15 protein-coding genes are annotated in these 18773 nt (G+C 67.5%); 7 read left to right on the top strand and 8 right to left on the bottom strand.

The genetic code is table 11. The annotated features are described in order from the left end of the window. Positions 1-43: 43 nt before the first annotated feature. On the bottom strand, positions 44-1180 hold the full coding sequence (locus FJ887_RS15875; RefSeq protein WP_137824181.1) for a hypothetical protein: 1137 nt from the start codon (positions 1178-1180) through the stop codon (positions 44-46). 201 nt (positions 1181-1381) lie between these two features. Between FJ887_RS15875 and FJ887_RS15870 the strand changes: the two genes are divergently transcribed. Then, positions 1382-2284 carry a macrolide 2'-phosphotransferase gene (locus FJ887_RS15870; RefSeq protein WP_140955605.1) on the top strand — a complete coding sequence of 301 codons (903 nt, stop codon included), beginning with the start codon at positions 1382-1384 and terminating at the stop codon, positions 2282-2284. A gap of 29 nt (positions 2285-2313) precedes the next feature. Here FJ887_RS15870 and FJ887_RS15865 read toward each other — a convergent pair whose 3' ends face one another. Further along, on the bottom strand, positions 2314-3042 hold the full coding sequence (locus FJ887_RS15865) for a DUF429 domain-containing protein (protein ID WP_137824183.1): 729 nt from the start codon (positions 3040-3042) through the stop codon (positions 2314-2316). A gap of 56 nt (positions 3043-3098) precedes the next feature. On the opposite strand from FJ887_RS15865, the gene FJ887_RS15860 reads away from it, so the two are divergent. After that, positions 3099-3887, top strand: coding sequence for a fructosamine kinase family protein (locus FJ887_RS15860; RefSeq protein ID WP_137824184.1), 789 nt, complete (start codon positions 3099-3101; stop codon positions 3885-3887). 110 nt (positions 3888-3997) lie between these two features. Here FJ887_RS15860 and FJ887_RS15855 read toward each other — a convergent pair whose 3' ends face one another. Continuing rightward, positions 3998-4888, bottom strand: coding sequence for a DUF4352 domain-containing protein (locus FJ887_RS15855; protein ID WP_137824185.1), 891 nt, complete (start codon positions 4886-4888; stop codon positions 3998-4000). Between the two features lie 551 nt (positions 4889-5439). Here FJ887_RS15855 and FJ887_RS15850 point away from each other — a divergent pair. Together FJ887_RS15850 and FJ887_RS15845 are read left to right on the top strand one after the other, a co-directional pair. After that, complete coding sequence (locus tag FJ887_RS15850) at positions 5440-6813, top strand: sensor histidine kinase (RefSeq protein ID WP_249356405.1); 1374 nt, start codon at positions 5440-5442, stop codon at positions 6811-6813. A 69-nt stretch (positions 6814-6882) separates the two neighbouring features. Then, positions 6883-7587 (top strand): response regulator transcription factor, encoded by a 705-nt coding sequence (locus FJ887_RS15845; protein ID WP_137824187.1) that lies wholly within the window; start codon positions 6883-6885, stop codon positions 7585-7587. Between the two features lie 47 nt (positions 7588-7634). Here FJ887_RS15845 and FJ887_RS15840 read toward each other — a convergent pair whose 3' ends face one another. Together FJ887_RS15840 and FJ887_RS15835 are read right to left on the bottom strand one after the other, a co-directional pair. Then, positions 7635-8987 carry an MFS transporter gene (locus FJ887_RS15840; RefSeq protein WP_137824188.1) on the bottom strand — a complete coding sequence of 451 codons (1353 nt, stop codon included), beginning with the start codon at positions 8985-8987 and terminating at the stop codon, positions 7635-7637. Between the two features lie 87 nt (positions 8988-9074). After that, positions 9075-12128 carry a cytochrome P450 gene (locus FJ887_RS15835; protein ID WP_137824189.1) on the bottom strand — a complete coding sequence of 1018 codons (3054 nt, stop codon included), beginning with the start codon at positions 12126-12128 and terminating at the stop codon, positions 9075-9077. 113 nt (positions 12129-12241) lie between these two features. On the opposite strand from FJ887_RS15835, the gene FJ887_RS15830 reads away from it, so the two are divergent. After that, on the top strand, positions 12242-13207 hold the full coding sequence (locus tag FJ887_RS15830; protein WP_137824190.1) for a LysR family transcriptional regulator: 966 nt from the start codon (positions 12242-12244) through the stop codon (positions 13205-13207). Between the two features lie 29 nt (positions 13208-13236). Here the strand turns inward: FJ887_RS15830 and FJ887_RS15825 are convergent, their stop codons facing one another. After that, on the bottom strand, positions 13237-14682 hold the full coding sequence (locus tag FJ887_RS15825; protein ID WP_140955604.1) for an MFS transporter: 1446 nt from the start codon (positions 14680-14682) through the stop codon (positions 13237-13239). A 5-nt stretch (positions 14683-14687) separates the two neighbouring features. Continuing rightward, the gene (locus FJ887_RS15820; protein ID WP_249356408.1) at positions 14688-15710 is read right to left on the bottom strand and encodes an MBL fold metallo-hydrolase; all 1023 of its coding nucleotides are present in this window, start codon (positions 15708-15710) and stop codon (positions 14688-14690) included. A gap of 121 nt (positions 15711-15831) precedes the next feature. On the opposite strand from FJ887_RS15820, the gene FJ887_RS15815 reads away from it, so the two are divergent. Further along, positions 15832-16770, top strand: coding sequence for a LysR family transcriptional regulator (locus FJ887_RS15815; RefSeq protein WP_137824193.1), 939 nt, complete (start codon positions 15832-15834; stop codon positions 16768-16770). A gap of 116 nt (positions 16771-16886) precedes the next feature. Beyond that, positions 16887-18500 (top strand): NERD domain-containing protein, encoded by a 1614-nt coding sequence (locus tag FJ887_RS15810; protein WP_137824194.1) that lies wholly within the window; start codon positions 16887-16889, stop codon positions 18498-18500. 57 nt (positions 18501-18557) lie between these two features. Here FJ887_RS15810 and FJ887_RS15805 read toward each other — a convergent pair whose 3' ends face one another. Next, positions 18558-18707: a hypothetical protein gene (locus FJ887_RS15805; RefSeq protein ID WP_171006942.1), complete on the bottom strand. Its 150-nt coding sequence runs from the start codon at positions 18705-18707 to the stop codon at positions 18558-18560. Positions 18708-18773: the final 66 nt, after the last annotated feature.

Raw genomic sequence — 18773 nt, 5'->3', positions numbered from 1 at the left:
CATGGGGTTGGGGTTTGCTGTGGTCTCAGTGCCTCGGTGAAGCTCAGTGCCTCGGCGTCCCGGTGCGCGAGTCAGGGCCGTCGGTGAGATCCGTGCGAGGGTCGACGCGGTTGCGGTCGCCGCCTCCGCGGTTGCGGGAGAGACGGTACTGGTCGGGGTCGACTCCGTTCGGGTTTCCGCGGCGCTGGTCGGCTCCATCGACTCCCCTGCCGTCAGTGGTGTCGACCCCCGCCTCGTCGGTGGTGTCGAACGTCCGCTGTTCCGTGACCTCGTAGCCGACGCCATCGGCACCGTCGTAGGCACGGGTGTCGGATTCGGCATAACCGCGTCCGTCGGCCGTGTCGAAGGCGCGGCGTTCCGTGGTCTCGTAGCCGACACCATCGGCACCCTCGTAGGCACGGGTGTCGGATTCGGCGTATCCGCGTCCGTCGGCGGTGTCGAATGTCCGCTGCTCGGTACCGGCGTAGCCGCGGCCGTCGGCGGTTTCAAACGTCCGCTGTTCGGTGCCGGCGTAACCGCGGCCGTCCGCGGTCTCGAACCCACGGACGTCTGACGATTCCGAGGCGACGCCATCGGCGGTGTCATAGGTGCGGCTCTCGGACGCCGCATAACCGGTTCCCGCTGCCGCAGCGTAGCCGCTGTCACGATCGCGGCCGTCACGATCGCGGCCGTCGCGGCCGTCGCGATCCGTGCGGTCCCACTCCCCATCGCGGCGAGAATCGACGTCCCCATCGCGGCGACGATCGGCGTCGCCATCGGCGCGGCGATCAGCGTCGGTGTTCGTGTCCGGATCGAGCTCATCGGCACGCTGGAGGAAGCGCTCCTGCTCGAGCCGGGACTTCTCAGCCGAGTCCTCGAGTTGGTTGGCCGCGGTGTCGTATTCGTCGGCACGAGCTGCGGCCTTGAGGGATTCGACTTCCGCCTGGCGGGCAGCCTCGGCCTTCGCGTCGGCTTCGGCCTGGGCGTCGCGGGCACGTGCTCGTGCCGCCTCTGCCTCCGTTTCGTAGGCCGCCGTCGTCGGAGCGGCAGCGGCGACCTCCTCGCGGATCTGGGCGGCCTGCTGGCGGCGCTCTTCCATCTTCTTGGCCCGGGCTCGCCGAGCGAGCGCGACGATGACGATGATGGCGATGATGACGACGACGGCTGCGACGACGATCCAGATGATGGTGGTGCCGTTCATGTCTCTATTCCCTTTCAGCCCGCTCGATCGACATCGATCGAGGTGAGGTAAACACCAGCGTGGTCTCATCGTGGCACGGATGCCGTTTGCCAGCAAGCATTATTGCGCATATGTCTTGCCGAATGACACAAGTTCGTCACAAGCTGGACGACGGGCCCGAGTCGGCTGTACTTCGCTCCCCTGCTGGGCAACAGTGGAGGGATGGACCAGTCACCCCGCAGTCCCCTCGCCATCAGCGAACTGGCCGCCGAGCACGGCCTCGCGCTCGTTCCCGAGTCGGTCTCCATCGATGAGATCGGCCTGGACTTCCGTGTCGCCTTCGCCGAGGCAGCCGACGGTTCAGCGTGGGTGCTGCGCATTCCGCGCCGCCCGGATGTCACCGAGCGTGCCGACATCGAGGGACGGTTCCTTGGCAGCGTCGCCCGGCACCTGAGCGTCGACGTCCCCGACTGGCAGATCCACACCGACCGCCTCATCGCCTATCCTCTGCTGCCGGGCAGTCCTGGCCTCACCCTCGACGACGATGCGCAGCCTCGGTGGCATTTCGATGTCGAAGCGCTCGACTATGCGCACTCGCTCGGTGATGTCCTCGCGGAACTCCATGCTGTCGATCCGGCGGTGGTGCGCGATTCGGGGATTCCCGTCCTCTCCCCCGCCGAGGTGAGGCAGCAGAAGCGCGAGGACATCGCTGCCGTGGTCAGGGAGTTCGAGGTCGCAGAGGATCTGCGGGAGCGCTGGGCGGCGTGGCTCGACGACGATCGGTACTGGCCGACGTGGTCGACGGTGACGCACGGGGAGATCTACCCTGCGCATCAGCTCATGGAGGGAACCCGCATCGTCGGCCTGCTCGACTGGACGACGGCGGCGGTCGGCGATCCTGCGCGGGATTTCATGTTCCACCAGATGAGCGTGTCTCCCGAGGCGTTCGACAGGACGGTCGCGCGCTATGTCGAGCACGGCGGGAGGGTGTGGCCCAAACTCGCCGAGCACTGTGCGGAGATGTTCTCGACCGCGGCGGTCGACCTGGGGCTCTATGCCCTCGACACCGGCGACGTCGACCACCTCGAGGCCGCACGCGAACAGCTCAATCCCGTCGCGGGGTGAGGGTAGGCGGAGTCAGGACCGAGTCGGACTCAGAGCCTCGACTCGCTCGGGAGCCAGATCCATCCTTCCCGACTGACGCGGTCCTGCAGTTGCACGGGCGGCGGAGTGGCCTCGCCTCGTGCAACGGCGCGCGCCAGCAGAGCCGAGACGACTGCGTCCAAAGCGTTATCGTCATCGGTGCAGAGGGCTTCGCTCCCATTCCAGTCGATGCCATCGAAGATCCGTGAGAGTGCCTCCACAAGTGACACCCGCTCGGCGGAGCGGTCACGGCCCTTGTATCCACTGCTCGGCAATGACCAGCAGTGCAGTGCTGCGCCGGGATACACCTCGCAGATTCGGCCAGAACCATCCCGAGACACGTCGACCCCGTCCGCTCTGAGTCGCGCGTCGATGCCTGCCCACCGCAACGCAGGGTAAGCGATGCGATCGGTGGAAACGCTGAGCGGAACTTTCCCCGTGCGCTCGCGGACAGCCAGGTCCGTTGCTCGCATCGCCATGGTGCGTCGCCAATCAGGTCCCGTTGTCTGCGGCGCTCTGAGTGTGCGGTGGGCATGGTCGCTGACCAGTTGAACAAAGGGATCAGGCCACCCCAAGGGAACATCGAGACCGACCTTCTCCGTCGACACGATCACATCGACCACGGCATCATCGTCGATTCCCACCTCAAGGTCGTCGATGACGAGGCCGTTGTCGTCACTGATGATGGCGAGAGCGGTGCGTTTGGGATCGGCCGCCAGATCGACTCCGCCATACTTCATGGTGTCAGGCTAGCAAGCGACTGCGGCAGGCTCCGGCTCCCCGATAGCCTGGTGGCATGGGTGATTTCATCAAGCAGCGTTACGGTGCCCCACGGGGATTCTTCGCGGCTGAGGCGGCCGGGCTCGAATGGCTTGCCGCACCGGGAGTCGTGCCCGTCGTCGGCGTTCGCGGGGTCGACGAGGACTCCCTGCGACTTACCCGGCTTGAGACGATCAGCCCGAATGCCGGTGATGCAGCCGAGTTCGGTCGCAGGCTCGCGCGACTGCACGACTCGGGCGCTGCGGCATTCGGATGGGCACCAGCCGGCACGGCGTGGTTCGGTCCTCTCGATTCGCCCTTCGAGGTGCCCGTGTCCGCTGACTCGTCCTTCTCCGACTTCTGGGTGCGCACTCGTCTGGCGCCCACGGCCTCGACCATCGCCGGAGAGCTGACGGCCGAGGAGAACTCAGCGATCACCTCGGCGATCGAGGCCATCGAGTCCGGAGCCTTCGACGGAATCTCCGGCACCGGCACCGAGCCGCCGTCGCGCGTGCACGGCGACCTGTGGTCAGGCAATCTCATGTGGACTCCCGACGGCGGCACACTCATCGATCCTGCCGCGCACGGCGGCCACCGTCTCGAGGACCTTGCCCTCCTCGCGCTCTTCGGCACACCGTACCTCGAGGAGATCTTCTCCGGCTACGAGGCCGAGCACCCGCTGCCCCGCGGATGGCGCGGCGACCTGCCGGCGCATTCGCTCTTCGCCCTGCTTGCCCACGTCCGCCTGTTCGGCAGGGGTTTCCTCGGACAGACGCTCGCAGCCGCGCGGGCCGTCGTCGCACGCAGAGACGAACTCGACGGCTGAGCATCGGCGGCCCATCACTCTCCACACCGGCTCGAGCAGCCGGCACCGGTCCGGCCCGAGGACCGGACCGGACCGGTGCCGGCTGGGGAGCGGTCACCTCGGCGAGGGCATCACTTCAGGGAGATCTCCACGGGATCGGAGAAGATTCCGCCTGCGAACGTGAGCCGGTCGGGGCTGACGTCCTTGGGCACATCGAAGACGAGGACGCCTTCAGCGGTGTTGCCGGGGTTGATCTCCTCGAGGAAGAGAATCGAGTCCTCATCGGCGTAGAGCCCGGCCTCCGAATCGGAGGAGTACGCGTTGCCCTTGTCATCGCCGAGCTTGATGTTGTCCTCGTAGAAGAACGCCGGCTCTGACGTCGTGTTCTTCACGGAAACCGACACCTTGACGAACTGCCCCTGAGCCTTCGTGTTGAGGTATTCGCTGCCGACCGTCGAGACGCCGTCCTCGACCTTGTCGACGGTGATCTCCCACCCGTCGGCGGCGACGGCGTCACCCATGCCGTACTCGGCGGGCGCGGCGGCTTTGTCCTCGGCGGGCTGGCCTTCCGTGCCGTTCTCCTCGGCGGGCTGCTCCTCGGCGTTGTTCTCCTCGGCGGAGCCCGCCTCGCTGCCTTCCTGCGACGTCGTCGACCCGGTGTCCTCGGTGGTGTCGCCGCCTCCGCCGTTGATGGCGTTGATGAGCATGATGACGACGACGATGACGATGAGCCAGAACCACCAGCGCTTGAGGAGCGGCTTCTTCTGCTTCGCGGGCTTCTGGCCGTTCGGCGGCCCGGGCTGTCCGAACGCCGGGGCGTAAGCAGGCTGGCCGTGGGGCGCCGACTGCTGGGGTCCGGTGCCCGCGGGAGCGTAGCCGCCCTGGACGTTCGGGTACGGAGAGACATACTGCGGCTGCATCGGCTGCCCCGCCTGCGGATGCCCCTGGTGGGATGGCTGGCCGGGCTGCTGGGGACGCGGCTGCTGGGGTCCGGGCTGCTGAGGGTTCTGCGGGTTCGACATGGCGCTCCTTGATCGGCTGAGGTGGCCTGGACCGGTGTCGTTCGACACCGGAGGCTCAGTGGGAGCTTCGCCGCCCGAGGCGACCGGCGAAGCGGGTGATTGTGACCCACCCAGCTTCGATCAGCACCGAACCGGCCGCGTCCGCCCATCGGCTCGATCGGGTTAGCCGATCGGTGGAGGCCGCGCGACCCGATCGGTGGACTACGCGTGTCAGACCGTCCCGTTACGATTCTTCTGTGTCAGGTCATCCACTCCCGCCGCAGCGCGGGCCACAGCCGCCTCAGCGCGACGGGCAGCCGACTGCCGGCGGGTCGCAGCCGCCGCAGCACGGTGCCCTCCCGCCTGAGCGCGGTGCCCTCCCGCCCCAGCGCGGACGGTCGCCGCACCCCGGTCCGATGTCGGCCGGCCACGGGTCGACCCCGACGCCGCATCCGGAGGCGCCGAGGCGTCCCGGCCTCAGCGTCCCACCGCGGCCGGGCCAGCAGCCGAGCATGCCGCCGGCGCACACACCCGAGACCGGGCCGGCATTCACCCCGCCCCAACGGACACGCATGCCCCGCTGGCTGTCGGTAACCCTGAGCATCCTCGTCAGCATCGTGCTCTTCGCCATCGGCTATCTGCAGTCGGTGATGGCGCTCGTCGCGAACACGTGGGCGTTCGAGGCCGGCGTGGTCAGTGTCATCGGCGTGCTCGTCGTCCTCTTCCTGCTCCCCCTGTGGGGCACGGTGTTCGTGCGCCGGAAATGGCCGTGGGTGCCGTTCGCCGTCGGGCTCGGACTGGCTTTGGCCTGGGGCGACTGCCTGCTCATGCTCATCGGCATGTTCCACCTCATCATCCGCGGCACCCGCCGCTCGGCAGCGACCGCTGCGATCGTCGGATCCGGCGTGACTGTCCTCGCGATCGTGCGCATGTGCCTGCTGCCGACCGCGCTCAACCCGTTCAGCTTCCTCTTCATCACCTCCGGCTCCACCCCCGGCAATGTCACGACGCCTGCTCCGCCGCGCGATCTGGGACTGGCCGTCGACGGGGTGACGATCGCCATCGGTCTGCTCGCTCTCGGCATCAGCCTCGGGGTCGGCTTCCTCCTCCGCCGCACCCGGCGGATGAAGTCCGTTGAGGCGTTCGCCTCGCACGAGGCGCAGCGCAATGAAGCGCTGAGCGCCGAGCTCGCCCGGCAGTCCGAGCGTGAGCTGCTCGCCCGCGAGCTCCACGACACGCTCTCCCATCGGCTCTCGGTGATCTCCCTGCACAGTGGTGCCCTCGAGGTCGGCGGGAAGGGCGATTCGGATGTCGCCTCGACCGCCTCGGCGCTGCGTCAGGAGGCCCACGCCTCTCTCGAAGACCTGCGTCATCTGGTCGGCGGGGTGCGGGAGGGAACGCTGACGGGCACCGGTCCGAAGAAGGAGCAGTCCACTCCCCCGAGCCTGGCGTCCATGCAGTCGATTCCGCAGCTCATCGCCTCCGTGCAGGCGACTGGAACCGTCATTCGGCCCTCGATCATCATCCAGGACGTCGAGGCGGCGTCGACGGTCTTCGACCGGGCGGTCTATCGGATCGTCCAGGAGTCCCTGACGAACGCGATCAAGCATGCCCCGGGCGCTCCTGTCACCGTCGACGTCGGTGTGTCGGCCGACAGCGGGGCCCGAATCGTCATCGCCAATCCCGCCCCGCAGGCCGGTCGGCCGGGTGAGCCCCGTGATGCCCGCGCCGAGGTGATTCCGCCCCGACCGTCGACCCTGCCGTTCACGCCCGGTGATCCCTCGCCGGCGGTGGGCCGGCACGGCCTGTCCTCAACGGGCTCGGGGGCCGGGCTCGAAGGGATTCGGGAGCGGGCGGCGATGCTCGACGGCACCGCGGACATCGGCGTCCGGGACGGCCAGTTCGTCGTCGACGTGTCGCTGCCGCCGTTCCCCCGCCGGGGGTGAGTCCGGGTCGACCGGAGGCCCTGCGGCACCGGACTCGCGGTGTCGTGGGCCTCCGGTAGTGTTGCGCTCATGACCGAGACCGCCGCACCCATCCGCGTCATCGTCGTCGACGACGATCAGATGGTCGTCACCGGGATCAGGGGAATCCTCGACGCGGCCCCGGACATCGACGTCGTCGGATCGGCCCACAGCGGAGAAGAAGCGCTGGAGAAGGTTGCGCTCCACTTCCCCGATCTCGTCCTCATGGACATCCGCATGCCCGGCATCGGCGGCATCGAGGCCATGGAGCGCCTCACAAACGGCGTGCGTCCGCCGAAGGTCGTGGCGCTGACGAGCTTCGACACCGACGACTATCTCTTCCGTGCCCTCGATGCCGGCGCCGTCGGGTACATCCTCAAGGACATCGGTCCCACTGCCCTCGCCGAGGCGATCCGCCGTATCCATGACGGAGAGTCCTTCCTCTCCCCGCAGGCGACGAAGCGGATGATCAAGAAGGTCACGGCGAATCCCGACCAGCGCAGCCAGCGCGCGGCCGAGGAGCAGCTCGCCGCCCTCACCGAACGAGAGCTTCAGATCGCCGTGCTCGTCGCCGATGGATTGTCGAACCAGGAGATCGCCGAGGCGACGTTCATGAGTCCGGCGACGGTGAAGACCCATCTCAACCGGATCAACATCAAACTCGACACGAACAACCGCGTGCGCATCGCCGTGCTCGTCGAGCGGGCCCGGGTGACACGGCCCATGCCGCCCCACCTCGGCGACCGGCCGCACTGACCGACCAACGAGGCGGCCGCCCGGCACGGACGGCCGCCTCGGCGAGGTCAGCGGCGGCGCCACACTCCGGTCGCCTGCTCCTCTTCGTTGCCCACGGACAGGTCGATGCCGCGGCGGTCGCGGACGACGGAGACGGCGAGCAGCGAGATCGCCGCCATGATGACGAGGTAGAGCGAGACCGAAGCCGTCGTTCCGGTCGCCTGCAGCAGCGCCTGCGCGATCGTCGGAGCGAAGGCCCCGCCGAGCACGGCGCCGAGCGCATAGGAGATCGCCACGCCGCTGAAGCGGATCGAGGCGGGGAAGAGCTCGACGTAGAGCGCGGCCTGCGGACCGTAGGAGAGGCCGAGCCCGATGGAGAACACCCCGAGGGCGAGGTAGAGCAGGCCGAGGTTGCCGGTGTCGATGAGCCAGAACAGCGGGAACGCCGTGACGATGAGGACGATGAACCCGATGACATACGTGCGCACGCGCCCGATCCGATCGGCCAGGACGCCGGAGACTGCGGTGGAGATGAGCCAGACGAACGACCCGAAGGTGATCGCCAGCAGCACCTGAGTCGGTGCGAAGCCGACGGGATCGGTCGCGTACTTCGTGACGAATCCGCCAGTGGTCATGTAGCCGCTGGCATTGTTGCCGGCGAAGATCAGGGCGGCGACGATGACGAGCAGCCAGTGCTTGCGGAACAGGTCGATGATCGGCGCCTTGCGCTTGGCCGCTTCGACCTGGATCTCCTTGAACACGGGAGTGTCCTCGACCGAGCGGCGCACCCAGTAGCCGATGCCGATGAGCACGACGGACAGCAGGAACGGAATCCTCCAGCCCCATTCCATGAACGCGTCACCGGGCGAGATGACACCGGTCATGATCGCGATGACGCCCGAGGACAGCAGCATGCCCAGCGGCACCCCGAGCTGCGGGTAGCATCCGGCCCGTCCCCGCTTGTCGGCGTCGGCGTGTTCGACGGCCAGCAGCGCCGCCCCGCCCCATTCGCCGCCGGCGGACAGACCCTGGATGATGCGCAGGAGGATGAGGAGGATCGGTGCGGTCACGCCGATCGTCTCGTACGTGGGGATGAGTCCGATGAGCGCGGTCGCCACACCCATCGTCACGAGCGTGACGACGAGGATGAAGCGGCGCCCCAGCTTGTCGCCGAAGTGCCCGGAGAGGAACGCCCCGAGCGGGCGGAAGAGGAAGGAGATGCCGATCGTCGCGAAGGCGAGCATCTGTCCGATCGCCTCCCCGGCGGGGGCGAAGTAGAGCTGGGCGAAGACGAGCGCGGCCGCCGTCGAGTACGTGAAGTAGTCGTACCACTCGATCGTCGTGCCGATGACCGCGGCGAACGCGACCTTCCGCTGGTTTCGCTTCTGGGCAGGGGTGGTGAGTGCAGGTGTCGCAGTCATGTGAACGTCCTTGTTCAGGTGAGGGTCGGGGAATGCCCGCCCCTGGTGCGGGGGCGGGCTCGCAGCGGGGCTGGGCTGTGCGGCAGATCAGGCCGGGGAGAGTTCTGTCGTGAGGTTCGTCAGCACTCCTTCCGCCCATTCGCAGGCCGCCTCGGCCGCCGGCACGGTGCCGCCGGCATCGTGGCGTCCGTACTCGCCGACCCGGACCGCGCCCGTGGCCTCGAGGGCTTCGGTGAGGCGTTCGCTGCCCCGCGAATACGTCTTCGTGTAGCTGGCATCGCCCATCCCGAAGACCGCGAAGCGCATCCCGGCGCAGTCAACGTCGTCATCGTGGAGGCGGGCGAAGAAGTCCGCCGCCGAGCTCGGGACGTCTCCGTCGCCGTAGGTCGAGCACACGATGAGGTGGAACCGTGTGGGGTCGAGTTCAGTCGGATCGACCGCGGCGAGATCGGAGATGACGAGGTCGTCGCGTTCGCCGAGGAACATTCCGAGCTCCTCGGCGACGAGTTCGGCATTGCCCGATTCCGTTCCGAAGAGGATCGTCAGCGGCACATCGGGGGCCAGATCACTGCTCGTACTCGCCGAGGCGACCGTCAGCTGCGCGTCGAGGCTGGCGTCCCGGGCCGCCTCGAGCAACTCGTGTCGCGCGGTGATCTTCGACCGACACCGTCCGAGGCCGGCGCCGAGGCGCTCGCGCAGGTCGATGCGACGCCATCCGTCGAAGTCGGTGGCCCCGTCCCGGGGGTCGAGGCCGGTGGCGCCGACGGTGATCGTCCCGGCGTCGACCTCGGCGGAGATGAGCGCGGCGAGGGCCTTCGCCTCGGTGCGCTGGTCGGGGATCGTCCCCCGACCGTTGCCCTTGAGCCAGCCGATCGCGAAGAGCCGGTCATCGATCCTGCCGTCACCGGGGATCGGGGAGACCGGACAGATCCCGAGCTGCCCGATCGTCGGGATGTCACGGACGAATCCGATCGCCGAGATCACCGAGTCGACGTCGAGGCGGACGGCGGACCCGGAGATATCGACGTCGATGCCGGCCACGGCAGTGTCTCCGGTGATCGCCTGCGGGGTCGCACCGAACCACCAGTGGACCTCGATCGCCGCCGGGCCGCCGTTGGCGGCGCCGAGATCGCGGAGGGCGTCGAGCTTCGCATCCTTGCCCGGTGCCGTGGAGTCGAGATCGACGCCGTGGAGGACATGGCGGAGGCCGGGGGTCCGGGCGAGTTCGCGGATCATCACGGGATCGAACTTCGCCGCCGTCGCGCCCGAGCGGCCGATGACATCGATGCGGGAGACATCGTTGCGCAGCCGGGAATGGATGCGGTCGTCGATGTCGCTGCCCTCGAGTGCTGAGGACTCGCAGGTGAGCAGGCGGATGATGTCGACGGCGACGTTGCCCTGACCGACGACGGCGATCCGCGCCCCGAGCCGTGGGAGGACCTCGTCAGCGAACTCCTCGTCGGGATGCCCGTTGAGCAGGCGCGTGATCCGGCCGGCCCCGTAGACGCCGTCGAGCTCGGCACCGGGGACCTCGAGTGCCCGATCGTGGGAGAGTCCGCTGGCGAGCACGACGGAGTCGTAGTTCGCCTTGAGTTCGTCGAGGCTGACGTCCCGACCGAGTTCGGTGTTGCCGATGAACCGGGCCCGCGGGTCGGCGAAGAGCTTGTCGAACTGCGTCTCGACGGACTTCGTGCCCTGATGGTCGGCAGCGACCCCGTAGCGGAGGAGGCCGTAGGGCACGGGGAGCCGGTCGTAGACGTCGACCGCGGAGCCGGGCACCCGGCGGAGGATCTCCTTCGCACTGAAGCACCCGGAGGGTCCCGAGCCGACGATCGCGATCCGCGGGCCCGGCCCCTTGTCCTTCTCCGTCGCCGAGGCGGTGGCGCCGGTGTGGGCGGCACCGTAGTCGGGGGTGCGGCTGGCGGAGGTCCACGTGATCGGCAGGGAGAGCATTCCGCGGAACACCCAGCCGCCGATGCGGGTCTCCCGGCTCTCGTCGATGTCGAGTCCTCCCAGGCTGTTGAAGAGCAGGGGCAGCGCCACCTCGGCGATCTCCGACCGGGCCGCCCAGTTGCCCAGGCACACGTGCACGCCCTTGCTGAAGGCGAGGTGCGGCTTGACCTCCCGGTGGATGTTGAAGGTGTGGGCATCGGTCCAGATGCTCTCGTCCCGGTTCGCCGACAGCACGCAGATGCCCAGCTGGGCACCGGCGGGCAGCGGGGTGCCGGCGAGGACGGTGTCGTGGGTGACCTGGCGCGAGTACATGCCGATGGGGGCGATCCACCGAATGGTCTCCTCGAACACCGTCGGCCACAGTGACGGATCGGCCATCGCCGCGGCCCGCTGTTCGGGGTGGGTGAACATCGCGTAGGCGGCGACCCCGAGGGCGTCGCGCGGTTCGTTGAGCCCACCGCCGATGGTCATCTTGATGTTCGCGCGGATCTTCTCGATCGGCATCGTCTCCCCCGGCATCGAGAGCAGACCCGACAGCAGGGAGTCGTCCCGATGCGTGAGATGGTAGTCGAGCATCTCATCGAGCGCGTCATCGACCTCGGTGAAGGAACGTTCGCACTTCGCCCACACCTCAGGATCGTCGGCGTAGTTGCCGACCCCGTCGATGAGGGTCTGCGACCACCGCTGCATATCGGCCTGGTCGACGTTGTAGAGACCGAGCATCCGACGCAGCGTCTCTGCGGCATAGGGGGCAGCGAAGTCCCAGATGAGATCTGCCCCGTCTCCTTTGTCCCTGAGACCGGCGAGGAGGTCTTCGGCGACCTCGCGGTACATCTGCGTCCACACCCGCTTGACGTAGCCGGGTTTGAGGACGGTCTGCCAGGCACGGCGCTCGGGGTAGTGCTCGGGATCGTCGCGGCGGAGCATCGAGTGGCCCATCGCGCGGATCTGCAGCGAGCCCTTCTCGTTGGCGGAGTAAGTCTCCTGGTCGTGTTCGGTCTCACTGACGGCTTCGTAGCTCGTGATGAGGTAGCGGTTGACCGAGGGCACCCAGTGGACTCCGCCTTCGGCCCGCAGACGGTCGTAGATGGGGAACGGATCGGCGTAGAGCTCCGGGATCGTCACCCAATCGGCAACCGGTGCGGCCTCGATTCCGGTCGGCGAACCGGTGTGGATCTGAGAAGTCATCGTCGTCTTCCCCCTCGACTGTGAGCTGTGGTGGTGTTCACAGACCAGTCTGTGGAGAATGAGAACAAAGGAAAAGCGGAATTAATCGCACATCAAATTCAGGAAAAACGGATATGCAGTCTGATCAGCCTCCTCGCTTCAGCCTTCGGCAGCTCTCCTACCTCGTCACGGCAGCGAGGCTGGGAACGATCTCCGCCGCTGCGGCCGAGCTCCATGTGTCCTCCTCGGCGATCTCCGATGCGATCACCGCGCTCGAACATCAGCTCGACGCCCACCTGTGCATCCGGAAGAAGGCCCACGGTCTCGTCCTCACGGCCGCCGGTCGCCAGGTCGCCGCGCGCGCTCAGACACTCCTCGCTGAGGCGAACGAACTCGAACGCGAGCTCACCCCTGTCGACGGCGAGCTCGTCGGTCCCATCACGATCGGGTGCTATCCGACGCTGGCCCCGATGATCCTGCCCGTCCTCCTCGCCGACTTCGGCCAGCAGCATCCTCGGGTGAGTCTCGAGATCGTCGAGACGCCGCAGGACCGGCTGGCGGGAAAGCTCGAGTCGGGAGAGATCGACGTCGCCTTCGTCTACGAGACGCTGATCCCGGGCGCTCCGAAGCGTGCGCGGCTCGTCGCTCTGCCGGCGCACGTCATCCTCTCCCCCGACGATCCGTTCGCCGCGGCGGAGACGGTGCGTCTCGAGGATCTCGTCGACCGGGACATGATCCTGCTCGACTCCCCTCCCTCGAGCCAGCACACGCTGACGATGTTCCACGAGCGCGGCCTGCATCCTCATGTCCGCCACCGGACGACGAGCTACGAGGTCGTGCGCACGCTCGTGGCACGCGGCCTCGGATACGGCGTGCTCGTCCAGCGGCAGAACAACCCGGCCAGCTACGAGGGCTACCCGCTGCTGGTCAAGGAGATCGAACCGGCCGTCGCACCCGTCGCCGTCGAGGTGATCTGGCCCTCCGACATCGCGGTGTCGGCGCACGTGCAGGCCCTCATCGACTTCGCACTCGACGTCGACTGGGGTCGACGGCAGAACGGCGACAGACCTCTGCCTCAGGTGCGCGGAAACGACACCTGAGGCAGAGGTCTGTCGCGGCTGCGACTTCGTCAGATCGCAGTGCGCCGGGTCACCGCCCGGCGGGCCGGAGCGAGACGGTTCGATGCCGCGGCTGACGCCGGGCGGGACGCGACCTCGGCGCCGTGACGACGGTCGTCGGCGGCCTCAGCCTCCCGAGGCTGGTCGCCGAGGTCATTCGTCGGTCGGCTCGTCACCACTGCAATGAGTCCGAGGACCGCACACAGCGCCCAGAATGCGGCGATGAGATACGGCCCGGAGGCGGGAACGAGCATGAGCGCCGAGGCGATCATCGGTGAGAGACCTGCCCCGAGAGCCGATGCGAGCTGGTAGGCGAAGGACGCACCCGAATACCGCACGTCGGCGGTGAACAGCTCGGAGATGTACGCCGCGATCGGCCCGGCGAGCAGCCCTTGGACGAGTCCGTTGCCGAGAAGGATGGCCATCGCGAAGCCGCCGATATTGCCGCTGACGATGAGCATGACGATCGGCAGAGCGCACACGGCGGCGATGAGATGGGCGCCGATGAGTGTGCGCTTGCGCCCGAGCCGGTCGCTGAGGCGCGCGACGATGAGAGTGACGACGAAGGTCGTCAGTGCACCGAGCGCCTTCCAGTTGAGCACTGTCGGCTGGTCCTCGCCCGCTGCCACGGCGACGGAGACGCCCCACACCGTCGTCAGTCCCTGTGTGACATAGAGGGTCATCGCCGCGAGCGTGCCGATGAGCATCTGCTTCTTGTACTTCGCGAACACCGTGACGACCGGCATCTTCCGGCGATCGCTCTCCGCCTCCAGCTTCTGGAAGGCAGGCGTCTCGCTCACCTTGAGGCGGATGACGAGACCGATGACGATGAGCGCGGCCGAGAAGAGGAACGGTATCCTCCAGCCCCACGTGACGAAGCCGCTCCCGGTCAGTGTGGCAGCGAGCGAGAGCGCGAGCGTCGCGAGCATCGCGCCGAACGGTCCGCCGGCGTTGGCGAAGGCAGCGGCGAGTCCCCGCCGGTTCTTCGGGGCATGTTCGAGGGCCATGAGCGCAGCGCCTCCCCACTCCCCTCCGACCGCGAGTCCCTGGATGATCCGCAGGATGAGAAGCAGCGTCGGTGCGATCATGCCGATCGTCGCCGTCGGCGGCATGAGACCGATGAGCACCGTCACCGTGCCCATCATGACCATGGCGACGACGAGGGATTTCTTCCGTCCCACACGATCGCCGAAGTGTCCGAAGATCAGCCCGCCCAATGGCCGCGACAGGTAGCCGACAGCCAGGGTGGTGAACGAGGCGAACAGCGCGAGCCCTGGCCCCAGGTCCGCAAAGTACAGCTGGGCGAACACGATCGACGAGGCCGTCGCGTAGAGGAGGAAGTCGTAGACCTCGATCGCCGAGCCGATGAAGCTCGAGGCGAGGATCCGCTTCATCTCCGGAGTGCGCAGCGAGGTCTGCAGGCCGTCAGCGTCAACAACGTCTTTGTTGTTCTCCATCGCGGTCAGCTCCTGACAGCAGCATCGACGGCCGCACCGACCGTCAGGACATCGAGGTCGTCGGGGACGAGGAACGTCCCGGTGAACTCCTCACGACCGCGCGTCCACACCGCGTCGTCGGCGATGCTCGGCACAAGATGGTGAAGCGCGAGCGTCTTCGCTCCCGCGGCATTGGCCACGCGAATCGCGCCGGCCACGGACGTGTGCGACTTGTAGTGATGATCCCGCACAGCCCGTCCGTTGTCGTCCTGCCGCTGAGCGTACATGCCGTCGACCCATTCGAAGTCGATCGCCTCATGCAGCAGCAGGTCCGTGTCCTGTGCCAAACGGACCAGGTTCGCGGATTCGCAGGTATCGCCGGAGATCGTCACCGACCCGTGCTCGCTGTCGAACCGGAACGCGAAGGCCGGTGCGAGAGGCGGATGGTCGACGAGAGTCGCCGTCACGGTGATGAGGTCGTCCTTGAAGATGACGAAGGGCTCCATCTCCGGGTGCGAGTCAGTGTTCGGGTGGTAGCCGATCCCCTCCGGCACGACGATGTCACGCGGATCGAAGAGAACCTCCGGCGACGGACGCAGGGCATCGAGGACGCGGTCGTTGATATCGGTGGCGTACGCAGCGACGATGCCGGCGAACAGGCCGGAGACGCCGGGGGTCGGATTCGCCGGAGCGACCGGTCGCGGTGGGACGAGCGCCCGCGGGGACACCGGAGGAAGCGCACCGCGCTGACCGGGGCCGACGATCGGCACCGGGTCATCGGCGCGATTGTGCAGCGCCTGCATGCCGAAGACGATGAGCGAAGGAAGATCGATCGTGTGATCCGAATGCATGTGGGTGATGAAGATCCCCCCGAGGTCGTCGAGATCGAGGCCGGCCTGCCGGATCCGGCGGCCCACACCATGGCCGGCGTCGACGAGGTAGAACCTCTCTCCGACGACGATCGCCGTGGCGATGCCGGTCCGGTCCTTCGTGTCTCCGGCGAACCAGCGCGGTCCGCCCGCAGTTCCCAGGGTGACGACTTTCATCATTGAACTGTCCATAGTCCGGTGTTCCCCTCAGCTTCTTCGGTGTGGGTTGACTCATTCAGTCTTTCCCATCAGGATCAAAAGCAAAATCAAAATAAACCCGTGGAAAACATAGGTGTTTTCAATGAAGGACATCACGCTCAGGCAGATCGAATACTTCCTGGCCGTCCTCGATCGAGGTTCGGTGAGCGCTGCCGCCCTCTACAGCAACGTCTCCCAAGCGACGGTGTCGGCGGCGCTCAGTCAGCTCGAGAAGCAGCTGGGGGTCACCCTGCTCTCCCGCGGACCCGCGCGCAAAGCCAGCCCGACAAGCGCGGGACGTGAGTTCGGCTTCCATGCCAGAGCAATCGTCTCCTCGGTCGCCGAGGCGGTCGAATCCGTGGATGAGGACGCCACAGCGCTGCGAGGACCACTGCGAGTCGGGTGCATTCCCCCGGTGGCACCGCGGATGCTGCCCGGAGTGGCAGCCGCGTTCGGACAGCGCCACCCGGACGTCGACGTCGAACTCATCGAGGCGCGCCCGATGTCGATTCAGCGCATGGTCCTCGGCGGTGAGATCGACATCGCCGTGATGTATCGCAAGCAGGTGCAGATCGACGGGCTCCGGCGCCACACCCTCTGCGAGGTGCAGCTGTACGCGCTCTTCGCCCACGATCATCCCTTGGCAGGACGCACCGAGGTCGAGATCGGCGAGTTCATCGACGAGCCTCTCATCCTCCTCGACGCACCCCCGACGGCCGAGATCCTGCTGAGCATGGTCCGCGACATCGGATTGGAACCTCGAGTCCGCTGGCTCATCCCCAACGTCGAGACGATTCGGTCAATGGTGTCGATGGGATTGGGGTATTCGCTCACCTACGCCGTTCCGCACCCCACCGTCCGCGCCTTCCAAGGGCTGTCGCTCGACTATGTGCCGGTGACCGATGCAGGACTGTCGAACACCCTCGTCGGCGTGGCGTTGGCGGAGGCGAGGATGTCGAAGAAGCTCAGCACGGTCCTCAGTGTGCTGAGGGCGGTCGCCGACGAGACCGACCCGGCGAACTGGGACACCCGTCCAGGATGATCCGGCCCAGCAGCCTGGCGGGCGCGACGACCGACAGCAGTCCTCCGGCGGAATGCCACCCGAACTCCCCACTACCGCAGTCGTGACATCCGGCGTCCAGCCGGTAGGCTCACGACATGGTGACGTTGATCCCGGAGGAACCGGATTTCGGAAAGTCGAGCGCCGAGGCAGCGGTGTGGAAGGCGCTGAAACGGCAGCTTCCCGACACTGCCACTCTCATCCACGGCCAACGCGTGACGACCGCGACGAAGGACGTCGAAATCGACGTCCTCGTCCTCTGGCCCGGACTCGGCATTGCCGTCGTCGAGGTCAAGGGCGGACGGATCGACGTCGTCGACGGCACCTGGTACACCCACGACAGGCGGAAGCAGCGCCACCGGCTCAAGCAGTCTCCGATCGACCAGGCGATGGTCGCCAAACACGGACTCATCCGCTACCTGCGACCCCGCCTCTCCCGCCTGCCCGGTCCCGTCATCCACTTCGCCGTTCTCCCCTACACCCAGCTGCCTGCGGACTGGGACCTGCCCGACGCACCACGGCACTTCCTCGGAGACTCCACCGATATGCCCCGACTGGCCGAGGCGATCGCCGCGGCCTTCCGTCACGCCCGCATCCCCGACCGGGATGACCCGAGCCTTCCGATGGAACCGGTGACGAAGAATCTGCGACGGACTCATCTGGCGATCGCCAACCTCCGCGTGCGCGCCCAGGCCATCGAAGATCGGGCCAACCAGCTCTCCCAGGAGCAGGCGCGGCTCATCCGCGTCCTTCGCCATCAGACCCGCGCCGAGATCAGCGGGGGCGCCGGCTCCGGCAAGACCTACCTCGCACTCCGGAAGGCGCAGGCCCTGACTCAGGAGGGCAAGTCGGTCGCGCTCATGTGCTATTCGCGGGGCCTGGGCAGATTCCTCCAGCTCGTCACCTCGGCGTGGCCCGAGGCGGACCGACCCGCCTACGTCGGCCTCTTCCACGACCTGCCGATCAGCTGGGGCGCCGAGGAGGGCAGCGACGACGACTCCGCCTACTGGGAGGAGGAGCTGCCTCGCCGCCTCCGGGAGCTCGCCGACGACCGTCCCCGCCGCCAGCTCTTCGACGCGATCATCATCGACGAGGGCCAGGACTTCAGTCCGCTGTGGTGGGAGGCCGTGGCGTCGTGCCTGCGCAACCAGGCCGAAGGCACCCTCTACGTGTTCACCGACGAGCGCCAGCGCGTCTTCGGCAGGCACGGCTCCTCCCCGATCACGATGAACCCCATCCAGCTCGACGAGAACCTCCGGAACTCCGAACAGATCGTCACCGCGTTCTCCGGCTTCGCCACCGACCCTCCGATCAGCCGCAACGGCCCCGCGGAGGACATCGATGTCATCCCCGTCCCGGCAGATCAGGCCCTCGCCGAGGCGGACGGACAGGTCGAAGCCCTCATGGACGCCGGATGGCAGCCCGGTGACATCGCCCTGCTCACCACCGGCAGCAGGCATCCGGTGCAGCGGGAGATCGTCGAGGAGGAGGGCTACCAGGCGTACTGGGATCAGTTCTTCTCCGCCGAGGCGGTCTTCTACGGGCACGTCCTCGGCTTCAAGGGGCTCGAACGTCCCGCCGTCGTCCTCTGCCTCAACGGGTTCCGCGACGAGTCCCGCGCCGCGGACATGATCTACGTCGGAATGTCGCGCGCGACGACCAAGCTCGTCATCGTCGGCGAGACCGGCCGGATCGACGAACTTCGGCGCTGAGTTCGCCCGCGGCCGGACTCCTCGACTGCCGGTTGAGGAGTCCGGTCGCGTGTCGCCTCAGTAGTTCTCCGGCGGGTCGCTGGCCGGGAACGATTCGTCGCCCCACTCCTCGACGAGCTGATCATCATGCTCGCGAGCCGCGTCGCGGGCGTCCTTCTGCGCGGACGACTCCTCGGTCGCCTCGGTGGGTTCCGGTGTCTCGGACATGATCAGTGACCTCCAATGCCAGCGAACGGATCTGCTATCTCCATCTTGCCCGGTCAGAGAGGATCT

It is taken from the genome of Brevibacterium sp. XM4083, from assembly GCF_006489205.2.
Lineage (GTDB): Bacteria > Actinomycetota > Actinomycetes > Actinomycetales > Brevibacteriaceae > Brevibacterium.
Note: the sequence above shows the minus strand (reverse complement) of the source record. Positions and strands in the feature narration are given on the sequence as shown.